Here is a 219-nt window from a genome sequence, read left to right as displayed (position 1 = left end):
ACTTAAATAACCTATGAACTTAATAATTGTTGCTAATTTTTTGATATAAGTTGTTGAATAATTGACTGAAATGTTCGAAGCTGAATTGTTGTACGTACGTGGTTGCTTCGTTGGAGAATTGTTTCCAAAGAGTTGGTTGTTCTATCAGTTTATTGATTTGGGCAGCCAGATCCTTTACTTGTCCCGGCTCGTGAAGCAAGCCTACTTCTCCATCCCGTA

Annotated in this window: 1 protein-coding gene; it reads right to left on the bottom strand. The window is 37.4% G+C overall.

The window, feature by feature from the left end; genetic code table 11:
* Positions 1 to 19: 19 nt before the first annotated feature.
* On the bottom strand, positions 20 to 219 hold a 200-nt coding region (locus QVP67_RS07770; protein WP_369677347.1), incomplete at its 5' end, for a glycosyltransferase.

Source organism: Bacteroides sp. CAG:633 (assembly GCF_000435115.1).
GTDB classification, from domain to species: Bacteria; Bacteroidota; Bacteroidia; order Bacteroidales; family Bacteroidaceae; genus Bacteroides; species Bacteroides ndongoniae.
Note: the sequence above shows the minus strand (reverse complement) of the source record. Positions and strands in the feature narration are given on the sequence as shown.